Source organism: Aureibaculum koreense, from assembly GCF_034296135.1.
Taxonomy (GTDB): Bacteria; Bacteroidota; Bacteroidia; order Flavobacteriales; family Flavobacteriaceae; genus Aureibaculum.
The window spans coordinates 209,410-228,749 of the sequence record NZ_JAXKVV010000003.1; the positions used below are offsets into that span (position 1 = coordinate 209,410).

At 34.6% G+C, this 19,340-nt stretch carries 17 protein-coding genes; 7 read left to right on the top strand and 10 right to left on the bottom strand.

All coding sequences use genetic code 11. The features are described 5' to 3' along the window. Positions 1–22: 22 nt before the first annotated feature. Genes murG through mraZ form a run of 9 tightly spaced genes read right to left on the bottom strand, consistent with a single transcriptional unit; the run spans position 23 to position 10,037 of the window. A complete protein-coding gene (gene murG, locus UMM65_RS04680) occupies positions 23–1,135 on the bottom strand; it encodes an undecaprenyldiphospho-muramoylpentapeptide beta-N-acetylglucosaminyltransferase (protein WP_321975320.1) in 1,113 nt (370 codons plus the stop codon). Then, positions 1,119–2,321, bottom strand: coding sequence for an FtsW/RodA/SpoVE family cell cycle protein (locus UMM65_RS04685; RefSeq protein ID WP_321975321.1), 1,203 nt, complete (start codon positions 2,319–2,321; stop codon positions 1,119–1,121). The genes murG and UMM65_RS04685 overlap by 17 nt, the downstream gene beginning before the upstream one ends. After that, the gene (murD, locus tag UMM65_RS04690) at positions 2,322–3,656 is read right to left on the bottom strand and encodes a UDP-N-acetylmuramoyl-L-alanine--D-glutamate ligase (protein WP_321975322.1); all 1,335 of its coding nucleotides are present in this window, start codon (positions 3,654–3,656) and stop codon (positions 2,322–2,324) included. 1 nt (position 3,657) lies between these two features. Then, complete coding sequence (mraY, locus tag UMM65_RS04695) at positions 3,658–4,896, bottom strand: phospho-N-acetylmuramoyl-pentapeptide-transferase (RefSeq protein ID WP_321975323.1); 1,239 nt, start codon at positions 4,894–4,896, stop codon at positions 3,658–3,660. Positions 4,897–4,911: 15 nt separating this feature from the next. Then, positions 4,912–6,375 (bottom strand): UDP-N-acetylmuramoyl-L-alanyl-D-glutamate--2,6-diaminopimelate ligase, encoded by a 1,464-nt coding sequence (locus UMM65_RS04700; RefSeq protein ID WP_321975324.1) that lies wholly within the window; start codon positions 6,373–6,375, stop codon positions 4,912–4,914. Beyond that, positions 6,372–8,354, bottom strand: coding sequence for a penicillin-binding protein (locus UMM65_RS04705; protein WP_321975325.1), 1,983 nt, complete (start codon positions 8,352–8,354; stop codon positions 6,372–6,374). The genes UMM65_RS04700 and UMM65_RS04705 overlap by 4 nt, the downstream gene beginning before the upstream one ends. A 5-nt stretch (positions 8,355–8,359) precedes the next feature. Further along, entirely contained in the window at positions 8,360–8,683 is a 324-nt protein-coding gene (locus tag UMM65_RS04710) for an FtsL-like putative cell division protein (RefSeq protein ID WP_321975326.1), read from the bottom strand. Beyond that, complete coding sequence (rsmH, locus tag UMM65_RS04715) at positions 8,684–9,577, bottom strand: 16S rRNA (cytosine(1402)-N(4))-methyltransferase RsmH (protein WP_321975327.1); 894 nt, start codon at positions 9,575–9,577, stop codon at positions 8,684–8,686. After that, on the bottom strand, positions 9,564–10,037 hold the full coding sequence (gene mraZ, locus UMM65_RS04720) for a division/cell wall cluster transcriptional repressor MraZ (RefSeq protein ID WP_321975328.1): 474 nt from the start codon (positions 10,035–10,037) through the stop codon (positions 9,564–9,566). The genes rsmH and mraZ overlap by 14 nt, the downstream gene beginning before the upstream one ends. A gap of 222 nt (positions 10,038–10,259) precedes the next feature. Between mraZ and UMM65_RS04725 the strand changes: the two genes are divergently transcribed. The 3 genes from UMM65_RS04725 to UMM65_RS04735 all read left to right on the top strand — a co-directional run bounded on the left by UMM65_RS04725 (position 10,260) and on the right by UMM65_RS04735 (position 12,483). Beyond that, positions 10,260–11,024: an alpha/beta fold hydrolase gene (locus tag UMM65_RS04725; RefSeq protein ID WP_321975329.1), complete on the top strand. Its 765-nt coding sequence runs from the start codon at positions 10,260–10,262 to the stop codon at positions 11,022–11,024. Between the two features lie 113 nt (positions 11,025–11,137). Beyond that, on the top strand, positions 11,138–11,773 hold the full coding sequence (yihA, locus tag UMM65_RS04730) for a ribosome biogenesis GTP-binding protein YihA/YsxC (RefSeq protein ID WP_321975330.1): 636 nt from the start codon (positions 11,138–11,140) through the stop codon (positions 11,771–11,773). A gap of 23 nt (positions 11,774–11,796) precedes the next feature. Beyond that, entirely contained in the window at positions 11,797–12,483 is a 687-nt protein-coding gene (locus tag UMM65_RS04735) for an RluA family pseudouridine synthase (RefSeq protein ID WP_321975331.1), read from the top strand. A 4-nt stretch (positions 12,484–12,487) separates the two neighbouring features. Here the strand turns inward: UMM65_RS04735 and UMM65_RS04740 are convergent, their stop codons facing one another. Continuing rightward, positions 12,488–14,035 (bottom strand): hypothetical protein, encoded by a 1,548-nt coding sequence (locus UMM65_RS04740; protein WP_321975332.1) that lies wholly within the window; start codon positions 14,033–14,035, stop codon positions 12,488–12,490. Between the two features lie 150 nt (positions 14,036–14,185). On the opposite strand from UMM65_RS04740, the gene UMM65_RS04745 reads away from it, so the two are divergent. The 4 genes from UMM65_RS04745 (at position 14,186) to UMM65_RS04760 (ending at position 19,320) form a co-directional block, all read left to right on the top strand. After that, positions 14,186–15,358: a 2-isopropylmalate synthase gene (locus UMM65_RS04745; protein ID WP_321975333.1), complete on the top strand. Its 1,173-nt coding sequence runs from the start codon at positions 14,186–14,188 to the stop codon at positions 15,356–15,358. A gap of 39 nt (positions 15,359–15,397) precedes the next feature. Continuing rightward, positions 15,398–16,513, top strand: coding sequence for a 3-isopropylmalate dehydrogenase (leuB, locus tag UMM65_RS04750; protein ID WP_321975334.1), 1,116 nt, complete (start codon positions 15,398–15,400; stop codon positions 16,511–16,513). 175 nt (positions 16,514–16,688) lie between these two features. Beyond that, complete coding sequence (locus UMM65_RS04755) at positions 16,689–17,933, top strand: ABC transporter permease (protein WP_321975335.1); 1,245 nt, start codon at positions 16,689–16,691, stop codon at positions 17,931–17,933. A gap of 127 nt (positions 17,934–18,060) precedes the next feature. Next, positions 18,061–19,320, top strand: a complete 1,260-nt coding sequence (locus UMM65_RS04760) for an ABC transporter permease (RefSeq protein WP_321975336.1) — start codon at positions 18,061–18,063, stop codon at positions 19,318–19,320. Positions 19,321–19,340: the final 20 nt, after the last annotated feature.

Genomic DNA, 19,340 nt, shown 5'->3' on the forward strand with positions numbered 1-19,340 from the left:
CGACTCCGCTCGAGGTGACATTTTACTTTTTATTGCCAAGCTGTGAAAAGATTAATTTTTCAACCTCATTTGCAATATGTTCTGTGGCTTTGGGCAATGCCAATTGTTTTATGTTAATACTCAATTCTTGCTGTTTATTTTTATCTTTTAGCAAATTTTCAAATTCGGATTGAAAATTATCCAATTCACTTTCTTTTAATAAAATGGCTGCATTTTTATCTACAACGGCCATCGCATTTTTTGTTTGATGATCTTCAGCTACATTGGGCGAGGGTATAAAAATTACAGGTTTCCCTACAATGCATAATTCCGATATGGAACTTGCCCCAGCCCTACTTATAATGATATCCGCTGCTGCATAGGCATAATCCATTCTGTTGATAAATTCAAGCACTTTTACGCTTTCTAATTCGTTGTACTTTTTGTACTCTTGGAAATACAATTTCCCTGATTGCCATAATACCTGTACGTTTTGTTTTACTAACCATTCTATATTTTTTTCAATTAATCTATTTATTGCTCTTGCCCCCAAACTGCCTCCTAAAATCAATAATGTCTTTTGAACAGTATTAATTTTAAAATAATTTTGAGCCTCTTTTCTATTGGTTGAAATTTCCAATAAATCTTGCCGTACAGGATTTCCTGTTTTTACAATTTTACCTTTTGGGAAAAACCGTTCCAATCCGTCATAAGCCACACAAATGGTATTTACTTTTTTCCCCAATAACTTATTCGTAATCCCTGGATACGAATTTTGTTCTTGAACTAATGTGGGTATTCCGTTTCTCTGAGCCATTCTCAATGTGGGTCCAGATGCAAATCCGCCCGTACCGATTGCTACATCAGGTTTAAATTTTTTAATAATTTTGTTGGCACTCCTCAAACTATCTAACACTTTAAGTGGAAATAACATATTCTTTACCGTCAACTTGCGTTGCAAACCTGTAATCCATAATCCTTTTATTTCGTAACCTGCTTGTGGCACTTTTTCCATTTCCATTCTATCCTTAGCACCTACAAATAAAAAATTAGCATGCCTATTTCGCTTTTTTAATTCATTTGCTATCGCTATTGCAGGATAAATATGACCACCTGTGCCACCTCCGCTAATCAATATATTAACCGATGGCTTCATGCAGTACGCTTAAGGGGTTATCATCATTTTTTTTCTTATTTGTTGCAATCTTCGCTTCTCTATCCGCACTTACACTCAATACTACACCTAAGGCAAAACAAGTCATCCATATGGAGGTTCCTCCTGTACTGATTAACGGTAATGGTTGCCCCGTAACCGGGAACAATCCCACAGCAACCGCCATATTTATTAATGCTTGAAACACGATAGGAATACCAACGCCAAGTACCAATAATGTCCCGAAAATGCTATCCGTTTTTGTAGCTACAATTACAATTCTAAAGAGTAGACCGAGATAAAGTATCATTAACATAAACCCTCCTGCAGATCCAAATTCTTCAACAATAATGGCATAAATAAAATCAGAAGATGATTGCGGTAAAAAATTTTTTTGTACGCTTTTTCCAGGTCCTTTACCTTGAATTTCACCAGAGGCAATAGCCAATTTTGCTTTTTCTGCTTGATAGTTGGCATCTTCATCCGGGTTGGAAAAATTTTCTATCCGTGCTGCCCACGTATTGATTCTACTATTTTTAAAAGCATCAGGAAAAGCTTTCGCCGTCAATATAAATAAAGTGAAAATCAAAATACCTGAACCTAAAATAGCTCCAATGAATTTAAGTGGATATCCGCCTAAAAAAGCAATCAATAATACCATTGAAAAAATAATTGCAGTGGTTGAAAAGTTAGCTGGTAAAATTAATGCCAATACAATACCAACTGGAATCCACAATTGAATGATACTATCCTTAAAATAAATTTTCTTTTCCCTGTTTTTTGCCAAATACCTAGCCGTGAACATCATAACCACAACACTTGCCAACGTGGAGGTCTGAAAACCAATACCCACAAAGGGAATATCTATCCATCTACTAGCATTTACTCCACTGATAGTTTTTCCTTCATATAAAGTATAAGCCAACAACACCAAAACCACAGGTATTAGCAATACAGAAAGGCCGCTAAAATACCTGAATGGAATTTTGTGTGTAGCATAAATAATTACAAAACCAAAGACCAATAACATAGCGTGCTTAAGCAAGTACCCTAGAGTGGTGCCTTTTCCGACTACACCGACTAGATTGGTACTTGCACTATACACTGGGAGAAAGGAAAATATTGCCAATACGGCAATGATAGCCCAAATGGTTCTGTCGCCACTTATATTTTTTAATACTTTTGTCATTTATAATTGTCTAACAGCATCTTTAAATTGTCTGCCTCTATCTTCGTAATTTTCAAATAAATCGAAACTTGCACAGGCAGGTGCCAATAACACCGTATCACCTTTTTCTGAAACTTTATAAGCTACTTTTACAGCCTCTTCCGCACCAGCGGTTTCTATCATAAAATCGACCACATTACCAAAGGTTTCTATAATTTTTGAGTTGTCCAGTCCCAAGCAAATGATAGCTTTTACTTTTTCTCTAACCAAAGGCAAGAGTGATGTGTAGTCATTGCCTTTATCGGTTCCGCCAACAATCCAAACTATTGGTGTTCTGACACTATCCAATGCGTAATAAGCAGCATTTACGTTGGTAGCTTTTGAATCGTTTATATAATGAACTCCATTGATTTTTAACACGGGTTCCAGTCTGTGCTCTACGCTATCAAAATCCTCAAGGCTCTCTCTAAGCGTATTATTTCTTACACCTAATAATTTGGCAATCATAGTAGATGCCATGGCGTTTTTTGTGTTGTGTTTACCTTGTAATGCTAGTGCTGCTATGCTCATTGTAAAAATGTTTGAATTAATGTTGATTATGATGTTATTTTTTTTTATATATGCTCCTTTTTCAAATGATCTTTCTAGTGAAAAAGGCAATAATTGTGCTTTTGTTTTATTGTTTTTAAGCCAATTTTCAATGGCTTCGTCATCGGCATCATAGATTAAATAATCATCTGCCGTTTGGTTCATGGTTATCCTGAATTTAGAATTGATATAATTTTCATATTTGTAATCATATCTATCTAAATGATCTGGTGAAATATTTGTTATTACTGCAACATGTGGTGCAAAATCAATGATTCCATCTAGCTGAAAACTACTTAGCTCCAACACATACTTGTCATAATTTTCATTTGCCACTTGTAAAGCAAAACTGTCGCCAATATTACCTGCCATGCCCACATGCAATTCTGCCTTTTTTAAAACATGGTTGGTTAGCATGGTCGTTGTTGTTTTACCATTACTGCCTGTGATACCAATCAACATGGCATCTGTAAATTGTGAAGCAAACTCAATTTCTGATACTACTGGTATTTTTCGATTTAGTAACTCTTGAACTAGAGCTACTTTATCGGGAATACCAGGGCTTTTCATCACTATATCAGCTTCAAAAATTTTACTTTCTGTATGTTTTCCTTCTTCAAAAAGAATATCATTATGTAAAAGAACTTTTTTATATTTATCGGCAATTGTTCCTTTATCCGAAACAAAAACCGCGTACTCTTTTTTTTTAGCTAGTATTGCTGTCCCAACTCCGCTTTCGCCACCTCCAAGCACAACTATCTTCTTCATTTTATCTAATTTTCAAAGTAATAATTGACAATACCGCCAGCATAATTCCGACAATCCAAAATCTTACTACGATTTTACTCTCGTGATAACCCCTTTTTTGATAATGATGATGTAATGGCGACATTAAAAAAATGCGTTTACCTTCACCATATTTTTTCTTGGTGTATTTAAAGTAGCTAACTTGTAACATCACCGATAAATTTTCTGCTAAAAAGATGCCTGCTAATATTGGTATCAATAATTCTTTACGAACAGAAACTGCAAGTACAGCGATAATTCCACCTACTGTCAAACTGCCCGTATCACCCATAAATACTTGTGCGGGATACGTATTGTACCATAAAAACCCGATAAGCCCACCTACAAAAGCACCGATAAAAATGGTCATCTCTTCTGAGTAGGGTATGTACATTACATTGAGGTAATTCGCAAAAATGATATTACCTGACACCCAAGCAAAAACACCTAATGCCAGCACAATTATAGAGGAAGTACCAGCCGCTAAACCATCAACACCATCGGTTAAATTGGCACCATTCGATACTGCAGTAATGATAAAAACTACAATAAGTACAAAAGGAATCCAAGCGTATTTTTCATAATCTTTGCCTAACCAGGTTACTAATTTTGAATAGTCAAATTCATTGTTTTTTACACCTGGTATTGTAGTTTTTAAGGATTTCTTTTCTTTACCAAATAAATTGGAAGGATTTGTAGTTTGCAATTGTTCGGTTTGCACAATTTCCGGATTATTTAACTTCTCTTTTATGACCACTTGTGGCGAAAAATAGAGCATCATACCAACGAATACTCCTAAACCAATTTGACCCAATACTTTAAATCTTCCTCTTAAACCATCTTTATTTTTTCTAAAAACCTTAATATAATCATCAATAAAACCAATAAGCCCCATCCAAACGGTTGAAACTACTAAAATGATGATATAGACATTGTCCAATTTGGCGAATAACAATACAGGAATCAACGTAGCTAGAATCACAATAATACCACCCATTGTTGGTGTGCCTGCTTTTTGTACTTGACCATCTAGACCTAAATCCCTTACAGTTTCGCCAACTTGTAGCCTTCTTAACTTGTCAATAATACGACGACCAAAAATTGTAGAAATCAATAAAGAAAACACAAATGCCATTGCCGAACGAAACGAGATAAATTGAAATAAACTCGCTCCGGGCAACTGGTAATGTTTTTCTAAATAATCAAATAAGTAATATAACATCTATACTGTTTTGCTTTATTTTTGTAATTCCTTTAATGTTTCGGTGATGATTTCGTAATCATCAAAATGGGTTCTGACACCATTAATTTCCTGGTAGGCTTCGTGCCCTTTTCCTGCTATTAATAAAATATCCCCTTTTTCCGCCATGGCACTTGCCGTTTTTATGGCTTGTCTTCTATCTGCAATGGATATGTATTTTTTAAAATTCTGTGGCTCCACTCCAGCTTCCATTTCCTCTATAATAGTTTGTGGATCTTCAGTTCTAGGATTGTCAGAAGTGAAAATTGCTTGATTGGATAACTGCGTAGCAATATGTGCCATTTTGGGTCGCTTGGTTTTGTCTCTATCACCGCCGCATCCCACAACTGTAATCACTTTTTCATTATAAGTTCTGATGGCACTAATGGTTTCCAAAACATTTTTCAATGCATCTGGCGTATGGGCATAATCAACAATTGCCGTGATTCCGCTATCAGAAATTAGATATTGGAAACGCCCGCTTACACTTTCTAATTCGCTCAACAATCTCAAATTTTCGATGGATTCAATGCCCAATAAATCTGCAGTAGCATAAATTGCCAAAATGTTGTATGCGTTAAAAGTACCTATCAATTTTGACCAAACTTCGTGTGTATTTATGGTCAATAACAATCCGCCCAATTGGTTTTCTAAAATCTTGGCTTTGTAATCTGCAACTGTTTTTAAGGCATAGGTGTATTTTTTAGCTTCACAATTTTGAAGCATAACCAACCCATTTTTGTCATCAATATTTACCAAGGCAAAAGCCGTTTTTGGCAACTCGTCAAAAAATGATTTTTTAATATCCCTGTATTCCGCAAATGTGTTATGATAATCTAAATGATCGTGTGACAGGTTTGTAAAACTACCCCCAGTAAAATGCAATCCTTTAGTGCGTTTTTGATGGATTCCGTGCGAACTCACTTCCATAAAACAATGCGTAACACCATTTTCTACCATGGCCTTTAAATACCTATTGATGGTCAATGAGTCTGGCGTTGTATGTGTTGCCGGAAATTCTTGATCGTTAACCAACACTTTTACGGTTGACAACAATCCAACTTTAAAACCTGCTTTTTTAAATAAATTATAAAGTAAGGTTGCAATGGTGGTTTTTCCATTTGTACCCGTAATGCCAATCAACTTTAATTGTTGAGAGGGGTTGCCGTAAAAGTTATCCGCCATAATTGCCAATGCCTCTTGCGAATCTTTAACCACAATAAAAACTATATTTTTATCGGGATTTTTAGGCAAATCTTCACAAACCACTACGGAAGCACCTTGTTCAATTACCGAAGGAATAAATTTGTGAGCATCAACAATAGTTCCTTTTACCGCGATAAACACATCGTTTGTAGTCACTTTATGTGAATCGAAAACAAGCGAATTTATATCGATGTCGGTACTGCCATATACCGCTTCAACAGCTACTCTGTACAATATGTCCTTTAATTTTTTCACGAAAGTGTCAGTTCTACAATTTTAGTTTTATCAAATTTTTCCCCAGCCTTAACAGATTGGCTTAATACTTTTCCCGTACCTTTAAAAACAACCGTTAATCCTAAGTTTTCCAATAAGGCCACGGCATCCATACCATTCATGTTTTTAAGATTAGGCATCGTTTCGTATGTTTTGTTTGCATTGGAATTATAGCTTTCAAAATTCTCAGCAATCAATTCAGGACTATTTTTAAAACCTTTAACCTCATCCATTACGGGAGTTTTGGTATATATTTTATGAGCAATTTGTTTAAAAACTGGAGCTGCCACTACGTTACCGTAATAGCCAATTTTTTTGTTGGGCTTGTGAATGACTACAATGCAAGAATACTCAGGGTTGTCAGCCGGAAAATACCCAGCAAAAGAGGCTATGTACTGTGTGTTTTCCGTCCAATATTCTGTTTGGCACGTACCCGTTTTCCCGGCTAATTCATAATTTTTGTTATAAATATTGGTAGCCGTTCCTTGTTTTACCACTTTCCTCATCAAGTCCTTCATTTTATCGATGGTTTCTTGTGATGCTATCTTAGGATTGATGACTACTTTCCCTTTATTAGGCTCAACAACTTGGTTTTGATCTCTAATTTCTTTTATAAATCGTGGTTTTACCATTTCGCCATTGTTCGCCACCGCATTATAAATTGCCAATGTTTGCATGGGCGTCATATGCACACCATAACCATGGGTCATCCATGCCAACGAAGTTCCGTACCACTTGTCCTTACTTTTAGGATTTGGCAATGTAGGCTCACCTTCTCCTTTTATAGGAAGGTTCAATTTATAACCCACTTCCATTCTATTAAGACCATCAATAAATTTTTGAGGATTTTTCCCATAGTATTTTTCGATAGCCTTAACCAAGCCAATATTTGAAGAAACTTCAAAAACACGACCAGCGGATATCTCTCCGTAACCACCTCTATGCGAATCCCTAACTGTTCTGTTATATACTTTATACGCACCGTTACCTGTATCGATTACCGTTGAAGTATCAATAACTTTATCTTCCAAAGCAACCATCATACTCATTAATTTAAAGGTAGAACCCGGCTCGTGCGATTCGCCAACAGCATAATTTAAACGCTCGTAATAGTTGCCCTCTTTGTTGCGACCTAAATTTGAAATGCCTTTTATCTCACCAGTTTTGGTCTCCATAACCACCACCGTTCCGTGTTCAGCTTCAAATTTTTCTAACTGACCTAATAAAGCATGATGAGCAATATCTTGTATATCTAAATCAATGGTTGTGATAATGTCTTTTCCATCAATAGGCTCTACTTCATTATTATCATTTAAGGGTTTCCATTGTCCTTTTGCTATTTTTTGCTTGAGGCGTTTTCCGTTTGTACCTCTTAAATCCTCATAGAAATTACCTTCAATTCCCACTTTACCTCTGTAATCATCATAACCTACGGCTCGCTCAGCTATTTTGCCTATCGGATGTTCCCTAACAGTTCTTTGTTCGGTAATAATTCCGCCTTTATAAGTACCCAAGTTGAACATGGGAAAGGTTTTTATCTTTAAATATTCGTTATAGCCCAAGTTTCGGGTAATAAATAAATATCTGTTTTTGGTTTTTCTCCCTTTACGAATATAATTTTCCCAATGACTAGCTGATTTGCCCAGCATTTGAGATAGCGATTTGCTCAATCCCTTAATATTCTTTTCGAAATTTTCGTTGGAAACCGTAACCGCGTCCATCCTGATGTCGAATTTGGAAACCGAAGTCGCCAACAAACTACCATCGGAAGAGTAAATATTTCCTCTATTGGCTTTAATCACAAAATCTTTTACAGTAAGATTTTCTGCTTTTTCTTTGTAAAAATCACCTTGAACAAATTGAATATCAATTATTTTGTAGGTAATGCCCATGGCAAACAAAAACATCAACGCCGCCAATAAATACAATCTGTTCAATATGTTTTTTTTCTCTATTGCCAATTTTTTTATTCTGCTTTAACTACAATTTTTTGTGGTGGGTTTTCAGGAATAAATAATCCTTTTTCTTCCAATCTTTTAATTATGGACGATTCCATTTTGAGCTTCATCAAGTCTGAACGCGTAGCGATAAAAATGTCACGTTTCTCTCTCATTTTTTTATTGAGTACTGCTATTTCTTGCACTTTTTTATCAATTCCGTGCGAACTCGCAATCATTATCAAAGCCAATGCCGCTAAAAAAACAAGCATGTACCAGTTTTTGGGAGCACCTTCGTCCACCAAAAACTTGCCTTTTAAAATGTTATATAATGTTTGTTTAGCCTTTGCCATTTACAATTTTGTTGCAATTCTTAATTTGGCACTGCGTGCCCTGTTGTTTTCTTTAATTTCTTTTGCCGATGGTGTTATTAGTTTTCCCTTTTTAAATGGAACTGAAATATTTCCGTAAAAATCTTTTTCGGGTTCGCCCTCAAACAGGCCGCTTCTTATATATCGTTTCACCAATCTGTCCTCTAAAGAGTGATAGGAAATTACACTCAGTTTACCTCCTGCTTCCAACAAATCCTCGGTCTGCAATAAAAATTCTTTTAATGCTTCCAGCTCTTCATTCACTTCAATTCTAATGGCTTGAAAAATCTGAGCTAAAATTTTATGCTCTTTTTTTTTTGGTAAAAATTTTTGCAATGCTTCTTTTAATTGAAAACTGGTTTTGATCGTTTCGTTTTTTCTATGGGATGTAATTTCCCTTGCCAATGCTTTTGCATTTCTTAATTCGCCGTACTGAAACAAAACATCGCCTAACACTTTTTCGCTATATTGATTAATCACCTTGTAGGCAGATTTTTTAGCTTTTTGGTGCATCCGCATATCCAAATCCGCATCAAAACGAGTAGAAAACCCTCTTTCGGCTACATCAAACTGATGTGAGGAAACACCTAAATCAGCTAAAATTCCGTTTACTTTTTTTATGCCGTAGAATCGCAAAAACCTTGAAGTGAATCTAAAATTTTCATGAATCAGCGTAAATCGTTCATCATCAATTGTATTTTGCAAAGCATCTTCGTCTTGATCAAAGGCAAATAATTTTCCTTCAGGACCGAGTCTTTTCAAAATCTCTTTAGAATGACCTCCGCCACCAAAAGTGACATCGACATAAATTCCATTCGGTTTAATATCTAAACCATCAACACTTTCAAAGAGCAATACGGGATTATGATAACTCATCTGGAATTTCATTTTCACCACCCATCACATCTTCAGCTAATTGAGCAAAATCTCCTGTAGCATCATCAATCGCTTTTTCGTAGCTGGCTTTATCCCAAATCTCAATTATATTTACTGCCGAAGACAGAACCACTTCGTTAGAAATACCAGCAAAGGAGTGCAAATCTTTTGGTATCAATAATCTACCAGAAGCATCTAAATCAACCATTTTTACGCCAGCGGTAAATCTTCTGATAAAATCATTGTTCTTTTTTACAAACCTGTTTAGCTTGTTTACTTTTTGCATCAGTACATTCCACTCGCTCATTGGGTAAATTTCAAGACAAGGCTGAAACACCGCTCGCTTAATCACAAACCCTTCATCCAATACAGAATTCAGTTGTTTTTTTAGCTGAGAGGGCAACATCAGGCGGCCTTTTTTATCGGCCTTGCACTCGTATGTTCCTATCAAGTTTACCACTGCATTAAAAATTTAATGACAAATATACAGATTTTTACCACTTTTTACCATTTTTTACCACTTTGTTAATAACTTTCTATTTTGAAAAATATTGTATTGATTTATAGGTATTTATGATTTTCGTCTGTTTTTTTAGGAATAAAACTTGTGGTATTTTAAAGAATTGCGGTACTTTAATCCAAATTCATTATTTTTGTCAGTAAGCAACAAACCAATTTATTAATGGGATACGAATACAAGAAAGAAGGAAAATTCAATTACCTTGAAGCTGGAGAAGGACAACCGATTATTATTTTACACGGATTAATGGGTAATCTGAGCAATTTTGACCAGGTTTTTGAATATTTTTCATCTAAAGGGTATAAAATCTTAATGCCAGAATTACCAATTTACAAACTTCCGCTGTTAAAAACCAATGTTAAAAACTTAGCAAAGTTTATCAAAACATTTACCGAACATAAAAAATTAGATAATTATATTTTACTAGGTAATTCTCTAGGTGGTCATATTGCATTATACTATACCAAACAATATCCTGAAAAAGTAGCTGGTATAGTGCTTACCGGAAGTTCAGGACTGTATGAAAATTCCATGGGCGAAAGCTACCCAAAAAGAGGTGATTATGAGTATGTAAAAAACAAAGCGGAAAGTGTTTTTTACGACCCTAAAGTGGCTACAAAAGAAATAGTTGATGAAGTTTACGAAAGTATCAACGATAGAAATAAATTAATACGGACCTTGGCTATTGCCAAAAGTGCTATCCGTCATAACATGGCTAAAGATTTGCCTAAAATGAACGTGCCAGCGGGTCTTATTTGGGGCAAAAATGACGAAGTGACACCTCCAGAGGTAGCGGAAGAATTTAACGAACTGTTACCAAAATCAACTTTATATTGGATCGATAAATGCGGACATGCTCCTATGATGGAGCATGCTGACAAATTTAACGAGTATTTAGAAGATTGGTTGAATAAAGAGAAGTTGTAAAAGCCCTCCCTAGCCCTCCCGAAGGGAGGGAATTTACTACGCGTATTATAGTAGTGAGAAAAATTGGTGTGACAGGCCTGTTGATCGTAAGACTTAATTACAAAATAATTATTGTGAAAATTAAAACCGCTGAATTTGTTGTCAGCAATACAGATATACATAAATGTCCCAAAGATTTAATACCCGAATATGCTTTTATTGGCAGATCGAACGTTGGGAAATCTTCTCTGATTAATATGTTAACGAATCAGAAAAGTTTGGCTAAAACTTCAGGAAAACCTGGAAAAACACAACTCATTAACCATTTTAAAATAAATAATGAATGGTTTTTAGTAGATCTACCTGGCTATGGCTATGCCCAAGTGTCAAAAAGTAAACGTGCAATTTTTCAAAATTTTATTCAAGATTATTTTCTAAACCGCAAACAGTTGGTTTGCACCTTTTTATTGGTAGATAGCCGTCATGAACCTCAAAAAGTTGACTTAGAATTTATGAGATTTTTAGGTGAAAACGAAATTCCGTTTATGCTTGTTTTTACCAAAGCTGACAAGTTAAAACTTAATGAAATAAATAGAAACCTACAAATTTTTGAAAACAAAATGTTACAAGCTGGCTGGGGCGGTATTCCAAGAATTTTTGTTACATCCGCTACAAGCAAAGACGGTAGAGAGGAGTTGTTGAATTATATTGGGGAGTTGAATGAAATTGTTAAGGAGGAAAATAAAAGTCCGAAGATGCGAAACTTTTAACCTTTTGCAAACCAAGCTCTAAAATGAAATCTACCAAAGATAATATACAAGTTTTATATGAAGATAATCATATTATCATCGTGAATAAACGTGTGGGCGTTATTGTTCAAGGCGATAAAACTGGTGACACACCACTCAGCGAAATCGTGAAACAATACATTGCAATAAAATACAACAAAAAGGGCAATGTATTTTTAGGTGTAGTCCATCGTATAGACCGACCTACAAGTGGTATTGTTATTTTTGCAAGGACCTCAAAGGCACTTGAACGGCTTAATAAAATGTTAAGGGACAAAGAAATAAAAAAAACCTATTGGGCAATAGTAAAGAATAAACCTGAAAAAGAAAAAGACACGTTAGTTCATTACCTTAAAAAAAATCCTAAAAACAACAAATCTACAGCATTTCCAAAACCGACTAATGATGCTAAAAAAGCTGTTTTGCATTATCAACTCATTAAAACGCTGGATAATTATTTTTTGTTGGAAGTTGATTTAGAAACAGGCAGACACCATCAAATTAGAGTTCAGTTATCCGCCATAAAATCACCAATAAAAGGAGATTTAAAATATGGAGCCAAAAGAAGTAACACTGACGGCGGAATAAATTTACACGCCAGGGCTATTGAATTTGTCCATCCAGTAAGTAAGGAAGTGATTTCAGTAATTGGAGATGTGCCTAATGATAGTATTTGGGAGAGTTGTATTTAAAAAATTATCTTTTCCCTAATCTAAATTTTTCTTGAATAATCTCATCAATTGGCCTGTTTTCAATTTTACTCTCTAACCATGACAAAATATCCAAATATAGAAATGCCCTACGTTCGTAAGGATTATCTTCGTATTGTTTTAAGGTAGTGTGTAATTTTATAAACTCTTTTTTGAATTCATGTGGGTAAACATCACCAATTGTTCGCAAAAACTTTATCATTTCTTTTTGAACTTCGTTCAGTTCGTTCATTTTTAGCAGAAACTTATATGTACTTTTTAACTGCACTTCCAAATGATAGTCCAATCCAACTTCGTAATGTGCAAATAAACTTAATATTCTAGAAAAGCAGAGTAAATCTTCCCGCATTTCTAATGTTTTATTATTGATGATTTTATCTAAATATTCAATACACTTTTTACAGTTTCCTGCACCAAAATACAAGCTCGCAATTTTGTAATAAAACACCATGATATGATGATCATCAATTCTATCTTTATAAAGTTTTATTCCTTTTAAAATTTCATCAACCAATGGCAAACCTTCCCTAAAAGAACCTTCTAAAAAATGTAAATTTAATTTATTGCTGTACAAGTACATAAAACTCAATACGTTCACATTATCCTCGTTCGGCAATAAATTTTCTCTTTTAATAGTGGTCTCAAACTTAGCCAATGCCTTCTTGAATTTTGAATGGTATTGCGTATAGAAAAGAGATTCTAATAAATAATGATATCCTTTCAAGAAAAATACAGGATTTAGGCGAATCATACTTTCATTTTTCATAAATAAATCTACCCATTTCGAAGCATATTTATAAGAATTTAGAAAATCTTGTATTAAAAAACTATACCATAAATAAGATTTGTACAACCATAATTTTTCTCTAAACCCTAAGTCAGAAAGCTTAAATTTTGGCATTCTGGCATTAAAGTAATCTGTAATAATTTTATACTCTTCATTATTTTTAGCGTAACCTGATTTTAATAAAATACCATATAATTGTAATGACAAATTTGACAATTTACTGGTTATTGTATTTTGAATACTTAGTGATTTGGCCTGCTCGGTGAGTTCATCTGCACGATTACTGATACTTCGTGTAATATACTGAGATTCAATTACTTTTTCTAATTCTACAATTTCATACGCCAATATTTTTTCCTCATTGTCAATGGCGGTATTTTTGGCTTTATCCAACAATTTTAAACTTTGTCGGTACAATCCTTTATGGTATAAAATCGTGGCGAAATCCAGTTGTTCTCTAATCTGAGCTCTAGTGTTTTGATGCAACGGATTTAATCTTAAACTAATTAAAATTTGTTTGTATAAATGTGCTTTTAAATTGGAAAGTTGTGCTTTTTTTACAATTCCACTTTTTAAGATAGATTTTTCATCGTATTTTTTTAATTTATCCAATAAATTAAAAAGAGCCAAGAACTTAGAGTCGGTATTACCTCCTAGTCGGCCAACATATAATTTAAATTGTCTTTTTTCCGATTTTGATAGCGATTTTACTAAAACAAATAAATTATCTTTTTGTTGGCTAGTCATTGTAACAAATAAAGTTCTATATTTCTTATTATCAGTTATTTAAATACACCTTGCTTGGGTTAAGCATTGTAAAAATACATTATATTTTACATTAAAATGCACAGCAAAATATAAATTCGTTCTTTATTAAAGAAATTTAGCACTAAAAAAATGAACAAAGATAAAGTCCAAATATTTGACACCACGCTAAGAGACGGAGAGCAAGTACCTGGTTGTAAGTTAAATACAGAACAGAAATTAGTTATTGCTGAACGTTTAGATGATTTAGGTGTTGATATTATCGAAGCGGGATTTCCGGTTTCGAGTCCAGGTGATTTTAAATCTGTCGAAGAAATTTCAAAATTGGTAAAAAATGCTACCGTTTGCGGATTGACAAGATCGGTAAAAAAAGATATTGAAGTTGCTGCACAAGCATTAAAATATGCTAAAAAACCAAGGATACATACGGGTATAGGTACATCAGATTCTCATATTCAACATAAATTTAATTCCACTCGCGAAAAAATAATAGAAAGAGCAGTTGATGCTGTGAAATATGCTAAATCGTTTGTTGAAGATGTAGAATTTTATGCTGAAGATGCAGGCCGAACCGATAATGAATATTTGGCTCAAGTTTGCGAAGCGGTAATTAAAGCAGGAGCAACTGTATTGAATATTCCCGATACTACGGGATATTGTTTGCCAGAAGAATACGGTGCCAAAATGAAATATCTTAAAGAAAATGTAAAAGGTATTGATAAAGCCATTTTGTCTTGCCATTGCCATAACGATTTAGGATTAGCAACAGCAAATTCCATTGCAGGAGTTATTAATGGTGCCAGACAAATTGAATGTACCATAAACGGTATTGGTGAAAGAGCTGGAAACACTGCTTTAGAAGAAGTCGTAATGATATTGAAACAGCATCCTTATTTAAATTTAGATACAGGTATAAACGCACAGTTGTTATACGACACCAGCCAAATGGTGATTGAAAAAATGGGAATTTATGTACAGCCCAATAAGGCCATTGTGGGTGCCAATGCTTTTGCTCACAGTTCTGGAATTCACCAAGATGGAATGATAAAAAACAGAGAGACTTACGAAATTATAGACCCAAAAGATGTTGGTGTAACCGATTCTGCTATTGTCTTGACTGCCAGAAGTGGAAGGGCTGCATTGGCGTACAGAGCAAAAAAAGTAGGTTACGAGCTAACTAAGGTTCAATTGGATGAAGTATATCCTATATTTTTAAATTTTGCAGATAAAAAGAAAGAAATTGGAGATGATGATATTCATGAAATAATTAAAACCAGTAGTGTAGAGATCTCTATTGTTGCCTAGTTTTTATAATTAACTATAATAAAAAATAAGAATAAACACATGAAATTAAATATTGCAGTTTTACCAGGAGATGGTATTGGACCTGAAGTAACAAAACAAGCTAAAAAAGTATTGGAAGCAGTTGCTCACCAATTCAACCATACCTTCATTTTTAAAGAGGCTTTGGTTGGTGCCGTGGCCATTGACAAAACGGGAGAACCTTTCCCACAGAAAACATTAGATCTTTGTTTGAAAACGGACGCCGTTCTTTTTGGTGCCATCGGTGATCCTAAATATGATAACGATCCTTCTGCAAAAGTAAGACCAGAACAAGGATTGCTCAAAATGCGAAAGGACTTAGGGCTGTTTACCAACATTAGACCTGTTAAAGCTTTTGCACAACTGTTAGATAAATCACCTTTAAAAGAAGAAATTATTAAAGGTGCTGACTTAACCATTTACCGTGAACTTACAGGCGGTATTTATTTTGGTGAGAAAAAAATAAGTAAAGATGGCAAAACTGCTTCTGATTTAGGAGAATACAGTGCTTACGAAATTGAACGTATTGCCCATGCTGCTTTTAAAGCTGCTCAAAATAGGAGAAAAAAATTAACGTTGGTCGATAAAGCTAACGTATTGGAATCTTCAAGACTATGGAGAAAAGTTGTTACTGAAATTGCAAAAGAATACAAAGATGTAAAGCTCGATTATCTTTTTATCGATAATGCTGCAATGCAAATGATCTTAAACCCTACTCAGTTTGATGTAATTTTGACCGACAATTTATTCGGTGATATTATTTCTGATGAAGCAAGTGTTATTGGTGGCTCAATCGGTTTATTAGCCTCCGCTTCAGTTGGAGAAAAACATGCGGTTTTTGAGCCTATTCACGGCTCTTACCCACAAGCAACAGGTAAAGGAATAGCTAACCCAATAGCTTCAATCTTATCTGCCGCAATGTTATTAGAACATTTTGAATTATTTGAAGAAGCAGCGTTAATCCATAAAGCAGTTGACAAATCTTTGGAACTAAAAATATCTACGCCTGATATTAACCCAAAATCTAAAATAACAACTACCAAAGTAGGTGATTTTATTGCGGATTACATTCAATATCCAGAGGATACGAACATTAATTATCATAACATTCATATTGGCCAATCCACTATTATTTGAATTTAAATTGGTTAAGTAAAACCACGCTTTTAGCGTGGTTTTTTTATGGATAGGCCTTACTAAATGTTAATTATCAATTCTTTTCCAAAATTATTGTAACAAACCCACATCTTTCGTCGTCTATTATAAAAGCAATTCGGCTTTTATAATCATCAATTAAAAAAATACTGCATTAATGTTCGATCTTGATCGTTGGCAAGAAATATTTGAAACCATAAGCAAAAACAAATTACGTACGTTTTTAACTGGACTTTCCGTAGCATCGGGCATTTTTATTTTGGTGATTCTGTTAGGTTTTGGTCAGGGTTTTCAAAATGGCATCCGTAAAGAATTTGAACAAGATGCGATTAACAAAGTTTGGGTTTGGACAGAAGTTACTACAAAAGAATTTAACGGATTGAATCCTGGAAGATCAATAAACTTACGTAATTCAGATTTTGATAATGCCTCTACTATTTTTGCTGATGATATTGAATATAAATCGGGAGTTTTTAGAGTTTGGAATTCAACCATCAATTACAAAAAAGAATCCGGATCATACGGTATTCAAGGGGTAAGTCCCGATTATCAAAAAATAGAAAATGTTAAAATGATCAATGGGCGTTTTTTGAACCAAATAGATATGGATAAATTACATAAAGTTGTAATTATCAGTAAAAAAATAAAACGCGAATTGATGAAGGATGTTGAAAATCCTTTGAATGAATATTTGCAACTCTCTGGAATCAACTTTAAGATTGTTGGCGTATATACTGACCAAGGTGGGGAACGTGAAGAGAATAGAATTTATATACCTACCAGTACCGCTCAAAACATTTTTAACGGTAAAAACAGAATGGCAAATATGTCGTTTACCATGGCTCCACAAAAAACCTTTGATGAATCGGTTTTTGCTGCCAAAAGATTCACTGCTAAACTAAAGCAACATTTACAAAAAGCCCATCAAGTTGCCCCAGATGACAGTGCTATAGGAATTTACAGTGCACAAGAAGAGGCAAAGCGTTTCTTTACCTTAACAGATAATATTGCTATGTTCTTTTGGTTTGTAGGCATCTGTACAATTATAGCCGGTGTTGTTGGTGTTAGCAATATTATGCTAATCATTGTTAAAGAACGAACTAAAGAAATAGGAATTAGAAAAGCACTGGGTGCCAAGCCCATGTCAATCGTTGGAATGATTTTGCATGAGTCCATTTTTGTAACGGCCGTTTCTGGGTTTGCAGGTTTAATTTTGAGCATGGGGCTGTTAGAAATTTTAGGGCCAAATGTTGAAGTTGATTATATATCGAATCCCACCGTAAATTTTTCAATTGCCATGACCATGGTCATTTTATTAATAGTTGCTGGAGCTTTAGCAGGATTTTTTCCCGCATGGAGAGCAGCAAAAGTTCAACCGATTGTAGCCTTAAGAGACGAGTGATTAACGATTAACGAATGATGATTGTCCTTTAATGTAAATCAGCATAATCTGCGTAAAACCAAAAAATTAAAGGATAGATAAATAAGTATTAAAAATACGATTAACCAATAACAATAAGTCAATAACAATGTTTAGCAGGGACCGCTGGAGCGAAATATTAGAAGTAATGTCTGCCAATTGGTTCAGAACAGTATTGACTGCTTTTGGAGTGTTTTGGGGTATTTTCATTCTCATCATTTTATTAGCTGCAGGTAAAGGGTTTGAAAACGGCGTTAATCTTGACTTTGGTGATACAGCCACAAACACTATGTTTATGTGGACACGAACAGCCACAAAAGCATATCAAGGTATGCCAAAAGACAGACGTTTTAATTATACCACTCAAGATGTAGAAGATATTCGTCAAAATGTTCCAAATCTTAGATATATATCTCCACGTAATCAATTGGGAGGATTTAATGGTGCTAATAACGTAGTGAGGGGAATTAAAACAGGAGCATTTAATGTTTACGGAGATTATCCGGAGATTATTAAACAAGAACCGATGGATATTATAAAAGGTAGATTTATAAATCAGAACGACATCAATAAAAACCGAAAAGTAGCAGTTATCGGTAGAGGTGTAAGAAGCAGTTTGTACGAAAAAGAGGAAGATGTGTTAGGTTCTTATATAAAAATACAAGGTGTAAATTTTATGGTAATCGGGGTCTATAAGAAAAAAACCTCTGGTGGTGATGGCGAAGAGGCCCAAAAAGAAATATTTATTCCTTTTACCGCTTTTTCACAGGCGTTTAATATGGGCAATCGTGTGGGATGGATGGCCGTAACCGCCGTAGATGGGAAACCAATAACTGACATTAAAGAAGGGGTTTTTGACATTGTAAGAAGAAATCATAAAATACACCCAGAAGATGAAAGAGCCATAGGGCATTTTGACTTGTTTGAGGAATATAGTAAAGTACAACGGCTTTTTGCCGCCATAAGAATCATTGCCTATTTTGTAGGGATTATGGTGCTGATATCTGGTGTAATTGGGGTAAGCAACATTATGCTTATTGTAGTGAAAGAACGCACCAAAGAAATTGGAATTAGAAGGTCTCTAGGAGCTTCCCCATGGAACATTCGTGGGCAAATACTTACCGAATCAGTGTTTTTAACTATTATTTCGGGCATGGCTGGGATAGTATTTGCCTCAATAATTATATATCTAATCAATTTTGCAATTGAAAGCAGTGGCCCTGTGGACATGTTTGCTAACCCTAGTGTAAACTTGGGGGTTGTAACCGCAGCTTTAAGCATATTAATTATTTCTGGCTTATTGGCAGGTTTTATCCCCGCCCAAAATGCCATCAAGGTCAAACCCATAGAAGCATTAAGAACCGAATAACAAAATAATCATATACTAAA

Coding starts and splice junctions, on each gene's coding strand:
- murG (WP_321975320.1), bottom strand. CDS start 1,135: ATGAAGCCATCGGTTAATATATTGATTAGCGGAGGTGGCACAGGTGGT.
- UMM65_RS04685 (WP_321975321.1), bottom strand. CDS start 2,321: ATGACAAAAGTATTAAAAAATATAAGTGGCGACAGAACCATTTGGGCT.
- murD (WP_321975322.1), bottom strand. CDS start 3,656: ATGAAGAAGATAGTTGTGCTTGGAGGTGGCGAAAGCGGAGTTGGGACA.
- mraY (WP_321975323.1), bottom strand. CDS start 4,896: ATGTTATATTACTTATTTGATTATTTAGAAAAACATTACCAGTTGCCC.
- UMM65_RS04710 (WP_321975326.1), bottom strand. CDS start 8,683: ATGGCAAAGGCTAAACAAACATTATATAACATTTTAAAAGGCAAGTTT.
- rsmH (WP_321975327.1), bottom strand. CDS start 9,577: ATGAGTTATCATAATCCCGTATTGCTCTTTGAAAGTGTTGATGGTTTA.
- UMM65_RS04725 (WP_321975329.1), top strand. CDS start 10,260: ATGGGATACGAATACAAGAAAGAAGGAAAATTCAATTACCTTGAAGCT.
- UMM65_RS04735 (WP_321975331.1), top strand. CDS start 11,797: ATGAAATCTACCAAAGATAATATACAAGTTTTATATGAAGATAATCAT.
- UMM65_RS04740 (WP_321975332.1), bottom strand. CDS start 14,035: ATGACTAGCCAACAAAAAGATAATTTATTTGTTTTAGTAAAATCGCTA.
- UMM65_RS04745 (WP_321975333.1), top strand. CDS start 14,186: ATGAACAAAGATAAAGTCCAAATATTTGACACCACGCTAAGAGACGGA.
- leuB (WP_321975334.1), top strand. CDS start 15,398: ATGAAATTAAATATTGCAGTTTTACCAGGAGATGGTATTGGACCTGAA.
- UMM65_RS04755 (WP_321975335.1), top strand. CDS start 16,689: ATGTTCGATCTTGATCGTTGGCAAGAAATATTTGAAACCATAAGCAAA.
- UMM65_RS04760 (WP_321975336.1), top strand. CDS start 18,061: ATGTTTAGCAGGGACCGCTGGAGCGAAATATTAGAAGTAATGTCTGCC.